This window comes from Thermoplasmatales archaeon (genome assembly GCA_014361195.1).
Taxonomy (GTDB): Archaea; Thermoplasmatota; E2; order UBA202; family JdFR-43; genus JACIWB01.
In genome coordinates this window covers 101,464-107,499 of the sequence record JACIWA010000004.1, presented here as the reverse complement: position 1 = coordinate 107,499, position 6,036 = coordinate 101,464, and the positions used below count along the sequence as shown (strand labels likewise).

At 37.6% G+C, this 6,036-nt stretch carries 6 protein-coding genes; 4 read left to right on the top strand and 2 right to left on the bottom strand.

Features of this window, described 5'->3' with window-relative positions:
* Window positions 1-364: hypothetical protein (locus H5T44_04105; GenBank protein MBC7081408.1), on the bottom strand; the 364-nt coding region annotated here is incomplete at its 3' end.
* Between the two features lie 171 nt (window positions 365-535).
* Between H5T44_04105 and H5T44_04100 the strand changes: the two genes are divergently transcribed.
* The 4 genes from H5T44_04100 to H5T44_04085 all read left to right on the top strand — a co-directional run bounded on the left by H5T44_04100 (window position 536) and on the right by H5T44_04085 (window position 4,709).
* On the top strand, window positions 536-790 hold the full coding sequence (locus H5T44_04100; protein MBC7081407.1) for a hypothetical protein: 255 nt from the start codon (window positions 536-538) through the stop codon (window positions 788-790).
* Window positions 791-1,342: 552 nt separating this feature from the next.
* Complete coding sequence (locus H5T44_04095) at window positions 1,343-2,380, top strand: methyltransferase domain-containing protein (protein ID MBC7081406.1); 1,038 nt, start codon at window positions 1,343-1,345, stop codon at window positions 2,378-2,380.
* Window positions 2,373-2,954: a hypothetical protein gene (locus H5T44_04090; GenBank protein MBC7081405.1), complete on the top strand. Its 582-nt coding sequence runs from the start codon at window positions 2,373-2,375 to the stop codon at window positions 2,952-2,954. The genes H5T44_04095 and H5T44_04090 overlap by 8 nt, the downstream gene beginning before the upstream one ends.
* 588 nt (window positions 2,955-3,542) lie before the next feature.
* Window positions 3,543-4,709: a methionine adenosyltransferase gene (locus H5T44_04085; protein MBC7081404.1), complete on the top strand. Its 1,167-nt coding sequence runs from the start codon at window positions 3,543-3,545 to the stop codon at window positions 4,707-4,709.
* Here the strand turns inward: H5T44_04085 and H5T44_04080 are convergent.
* Window positions 4,706-6,007 carry a GTPase gene (locus tag H5T44_04080; protein MBC7081403.1) on the bottom strand — a complete coding sequence of 434 codons (1,302 nt, stop codon included), beginning with the start codon at window positions 6,005-6,007 and terminating at the stop codon, window positions 4,706-4,708. The two genes, H5T44_04085 and H5T44_04080, sit on opposite strands and share 4 nt — an antisense overlap.
* Window positions 6,008-6,036 lie beyond the last annotated feature (29 nt).

Sequence of the window (6,036 nt, the reverse complement as noted above, 5' to 3'; positions counted from 1 at the left end):
CTCTTCCATAATCTTCATTGCCTGAATATGATTTGTTGTGTAGTGATGCAGCATTGAATGGATACATCCTTCTCTCTTCTTCCGTCCATTTTTCCATATGAGGGTCTGCTTCTATTATATACCCTCTCCCATTGTATAAAGCAGCATGGTCCCAGCCGGTTATGATAGGTTTCATAGGCATTTCATCTGCAAATACAATGTCTCCTCGTTCAACATATGGAGGAGGCATTAGTTGACTTTGTGCTATATCTGCAAATATATTGTCTCTTGGTTCAACATCTGAAGTTGATAGATTTTCTCCTTTTACTGTTGAAATTGTTGTTATAAGAATTACTAATCCTACCAACACTATTTTCCCTTTCATTTTTCTCACCAATATGTAAATTTTTTTTTTTATATATATAAAGCTATCGGTTAATATGCTTTTTTGCATAAATATTAAAATAGTCTAAACCTATTTACTCTTGGGATGGAAATATGAAAAGAAAAAGTAGATTACAGGGTCTGAAAGGATTTTTAAGTGGTATCTAAGTTAGTGAGTTTTAGGGTGCTGGAGTATTCTCCGATATGCAGAAGGGTAAATAGGAGAGCTCCAAATAAGAAAGACCTTAACTCAATACAAAGAAAAAGAAGTTGTGATATCCCTCGCCTTACTCTTGTAAAGATAACAAACAGAGGTGAGTGGATGCGACATAAATGGAAAGTTCGCAGAGGATGGATAGAAGAAAACAGAGTAGGTATTGCAGTCACTGATGAAAAGAGCATGATAACGAAGAATTTGAAAATTTAGTATATCAATCTGTAGAAAATGTAGAGGCAAAAGGAGGCAAGGTTGTACAGGCAAACGCAGATAGTGCATACGATTCTAACGAAAATTTTCAAAACTTAACAAGCATCGTATTAGGGCAGGAATAAAAATCAGAAGAAATGCAGGTGCTACATTTAAAACTAAAAAGTACGCATGTGAGTTCCGTAAACTAGTTATGATTATGGTAAGAGATGGTATACTGAGAGCATTTTCTCTGCAGTCAAACGTAAATTTGGAGAATATGTTTCATGAAGTGAAGTATCTTTTCTATAATGCCTTGATACATTATGATATAACTAATAGAACGCTATGGGCATATCCATAAGAAAATTTAAAAAATGAAAGAATAGAAATTGGTTAATTATGCAACAAAGCAGCGTTACAGCAAAATAAATATAGGGGTTGAATTATATAAGAATTGGTGATGGTCGTTTTACAACGACTGAGATTGACTTTCACCGCTTATTCCTCCCTTATAAAGAATTCCCGCCCAAATGTTTGGTGGGAACGTTGGTCGAATCCATGTGCTATAGAATGATAAAAACGACCGAAGAGCCATTCGGTGAACATGCTAATGCTGGAGGAATCGTAAAGAGAAGAGAAAAATATCTTCCAGAAAGTGATAAAATGATCACCAAAGACTATAAGTCGATGAAAGAGATAACATATGAAGATTATCGAAAATTCTTAGAAACGCACGACCATGTGGTTATTGAAAATGTCAAAGTTTTATTGCCAAAGAACCACAAGATTACAAAATTTGCCCCAGAAAATTTTACCCCAGAGACTACCACAGTTTGGTCGTTCCCTGATCGAGGTGATTGGGCAACTCACGTTGGCAATTATCGTGGCAATTGGTCCCCTTATATTCCTCGTAATTTGATCCTCCGCTATACAAAAAAAAATGATTTAGTTCTAGATCAGATGGCTGGTTCTGGAACCACCCTAGTGGAGTGTAAACTCCTTCAAAGATGCGGGATAGGCGTGGACATAAATCCCGATGCGGTGATGGTCATGCGTAATCGGTTGGATTTCAAGTATAAACCTCTTGACGAAGATTATGAGGAGCCAGAGATCAGGACCTATGTTGGAGATGCCCGCAACCTTGACTTGATTGAGGATGAAAGCATAGACTTAGTTGCCACTCACCCGCCTTATGCGAGTATCATCCCATACTCCCACCAACGCGTAGAGGGAGATCTTTCAAGGGTGCATAAAATCGCTGAGTTTGTGGAAGAAATGCGCAAAATTGCAGTGGAAAGCTATCGTGTGTTAAAGCCCGGTAAACACTGCGCGATCCTCATAGGTGATACTAGGAGGCACAAACATTTCGTTCCTATTACACCGAGAGTTTTACAATCGTTTCTGGACGTTGGCTTCATCCTCCGCGAGGACATAATCAAACTACAATGGAAAATGAAAACCACAAGAGAAAAGTGGAAAGGCAAATACGATTTTCTGCTCATAGCTCACGAACATTTGTATGTTTTCAGAAAACCTGAAAAGGGCGAGAAATTAAATCGGTTTAAAGAAAGTACAAAATGGTGGAACAAGGAGGAGCAGGATGCTTAAAGTTGGTGAATATCTTGGTAGGGGCAAGGGTAGGAGGGAAATTCTTGAAGTCGTTGAACTCCGGAATGGATGGATACTTGTCAAAACAAAGAACACGAAATCTGATAAAGACTTTAAAGTTAGAACAGTGACTAACCCTGAGCTACAACGTTTTTACACCCCTAAATATGCTCATTTTGCTATTGATTTTTTTGGCAAATTATGTCAAAACAAAGAGAAAGCCAAAGATGTGTTTAAAGCAATCATAGAAGTTTGGCATGGAAAAGACGTAAAACGAGTAATAGAGGAATTTACTCCACGAACTGAGGGTCTGGTTGGTTACGATCTGGATTACATTCTCTATGCAGTTGGATGGATACTTGAGCAAGAAGACATAAACTTTGGCGGACGCCCAAAATCACTGCAGGAACAGTTAGATAAAAAGTGCCAAGAAGCAGGGGTCAAAGTTCCCGAGGGTAGATTAGGAAGTCAGTTAGCTATTTCGCTGTTCTGTGATATTATTAATGGTGTTCACCCCGTAGAAGCACTCCTCGCCGCCAATTTGGATATTGTCCCCCGTTTCGCTCGTCGTTGAGTTATAACTAGTAGGGTATTGTTTTATCTAAACGTTTGTGTTTTTTGAGGTACCTACTTTTCAGAAAATTCGTCAAAACGCCATTCTGACCACAAAATGCTTTCTAATCTCAATATGACGAGTTCGTACACCCTTTAACTTAGCTATATTCAGTAGTCGCAAAACCTTCGACGGCAAATTGATGCTACTCCAGAATATAATGGGTAAGCATGAAATGGTCGTGTTTTCGAGAACGAAAACAGGGCGTAAGCGAAAGCCGAAACACACTGACATTCGAGGATTTCCTGGATTTAATCGAGGAAGAAATCAAGTTGTTGTTGGCGCGAACCACGTATCTCCCATTACGGAACTGGGTGCTAGGAGGCTTGTTCTCCTAATAGTTTGGGGGGAAACGAGATCATGGCGCATCACATGCTTTATTGCATAACTATTAAAATAGCCTAAATCTATTTACTCTTGGGATGGAAACAATGAAAAGACAAATCTAAAAAATAAAAACATAGATTAAATGAAAGACTGAAAATTGCTTAATTATGCAACAAAGCAGGTTAAGAAAAAAATATAAGTATATCTTTATTATCCAACTTTATGAACATATTCATTGAAAATCTTAATAGTGTGCCAGTAAAAGACCAGAAAGTAGAAATTGTTGAAAGAAAAGGGATAGGTCATCCTGATTCGGTGGCGGATGCCCTTGCGGAAAATGTATCACGAGCTCTTTGTAAGGAGTATTTGCAAAATTTTGGCTACATAATGCACCACAACACAGATGAATGCCAGATTGTCGGCGGGCAGAGCCAGCCCAAATTTGGAGGAGGAGTAATAATAGAGCCTGTCTATATCCTCCTTGTTGGAAGAGCAACCGCTATGGTTGGAAATAAAAGATTGCCCATAAGAGCAATTGCGGTTAGGTCAGCACATGAATATCTTGAGAAGAATTTTCCGAATTTGAACGCAGACACTGATGTAATGCTTGACTGCAAGATATGGGAAGGAAGTCAGGATTTAAAAAGTGTTTATGACCCTCGCAAGAGGCTTGCAAATGATACATCAATTGGAACTGGTTTTGCTCCCTTAACCGAGACAGAAAAATTAACCTATCAGATGGAAAGATATATAAATATAACACTTAAAAAAAGATTTCCTGAGATAGGAGAAGATGTTAAGGTTATGAGCTGCAGAACAGGGAATAAGATAAATGTAACTGTTGCTATTGCAATGGTGGATAAATATATTCCAAATGCGGACCACTACATAAGTGTAAAGGAGGAAATTGCGGAGGAATTGCTTGATTTTTCAAGAAAATTCACTGAAAAAGAAATAACTCTCGCCATAAATACCGCAGATGACTATGAAAAAAAAATTTTTTATTTAACAGTAACTGGTTTATCAATGGAAAATGGCGATGATGGCTCTGTTGGAAGAGGGAATAGGGTAAATGGTCTTATAACACCAAACCGCCCTGTTTCGCTTGAGGCAGCTGCTGGAAAAAATCCAGTAACACATGTTGGGAAACTTTATAACATATGTTCTCACAGAATAGCGGAGGAAATTGCAAGGAATTATAACATAGAAGAAGTATATGTTAAAATGGTTTCTCAGATAGGCAAGCCAATAACTGAGCCTCAAGCGGTTAGTATAGGAATTGTTGGTGGAAAAGTAGATTCTGGGGTTGAGGAAATAGTCAAGGATCACATGGAGAAAATGCTGAATCTGCATGTAGATATATTAGAAGGAAAAATAAATGTTTTTTAATCCATAAATTTTTTGAGTATTATTCTCAACTCTTTCTCTGCTTTTTCACCCACTCCATACCTCACTCTAACTATTTTTTTATTAACATTCAGCACTCTTTCTAGATTAATTGGTGTTGCAGAAAGAACAAAGTCACAATCTGCTGAGTTTATGGTTTCCTCAAGCTCCTCTATCTGGCTCTTTCCATATCCCATAGCTGGTAAAACCTTTTCTAAATGAGGATATTTTTTATATGTTTCAAGTATTGAACCAACTGCATATTTCTTTGCATCAACTATTTCCAATCCTAACTTTTCAGCAACTATGGTTGCTGCTCCATATTTCATTTCTCCGTGAGTAATAGTGGGACCATCCTCAACTACAAGAGCTTTTTTACCTTCAATTTTTCCTTCTACTCTAATTGGCGACTCAGCTTCAATTATCTTTGCCCTATGATTTATCATTTTTATATTATTTTTAACTTTTTCAACATCTTCTCTATTTGCGGTATCTACTTTGTTTATTATTACATAATCAGCCATCCTGGCATTTATCTCTCCAGCATAATATGAAACCTCATGCCCCGCTCTATGAGGATCTGCAATAACTATGTGCAAATCCGGTTTGTAAAAAGGAAAATCGTTATTTCCTCCGTCCCATATTATAATATCCGCTTCTTCCTCCGCCTTTCTCAATATTTCTCCATAATCTACGCCCGCATAAACAACTCCGTGCATATCTATATATGGCTCATACTCTTCTCTTTCTTCAATTGTGCATTCATGCCTGTCTAAATCTTCATAGCTTGCAAATCTCTGGCACCTTTGCTTCACTAAATCACCATATGGCATTGGATGACGAACCGCAACAACCTTCTTTTTCTCAGATAAGATTTCAAAAATTTTTCTGGAGAATTGAGATTTTCCACAGCCGGTTCTAACCGCGCATATTGCAATGACTGGCTTGCTTGATTTAAGCATTGTATGGAAAGGGCTGAGTAAAACAAAATCTGCGCCTGCGGAATTTGCTATTGCGCATTTATTCATAACTTCTTTATATGCTACATCTGTATATGAAAATACAACCTCATCAACATTGTACTCTTTAATTAATTCTGGCAATTTTTCCTCCTCATAAATTGGAATTCCATTAGGGTAGAGCCTTCCTGCAAGTTGAGAAGGATATTTCCTTCCAGATATGTTTGGAATTTGTGCTGCGGTAAATGCAACAATCTCGTATTCTTCATTATCTCTATAAAAAACATTAAAGTTGTGGAAATCTCTTCCTGCAGCACCCATTATTATTACTCTTTTTCTCATGTTTTGGTAATACTCAGAGTTTTTTATAC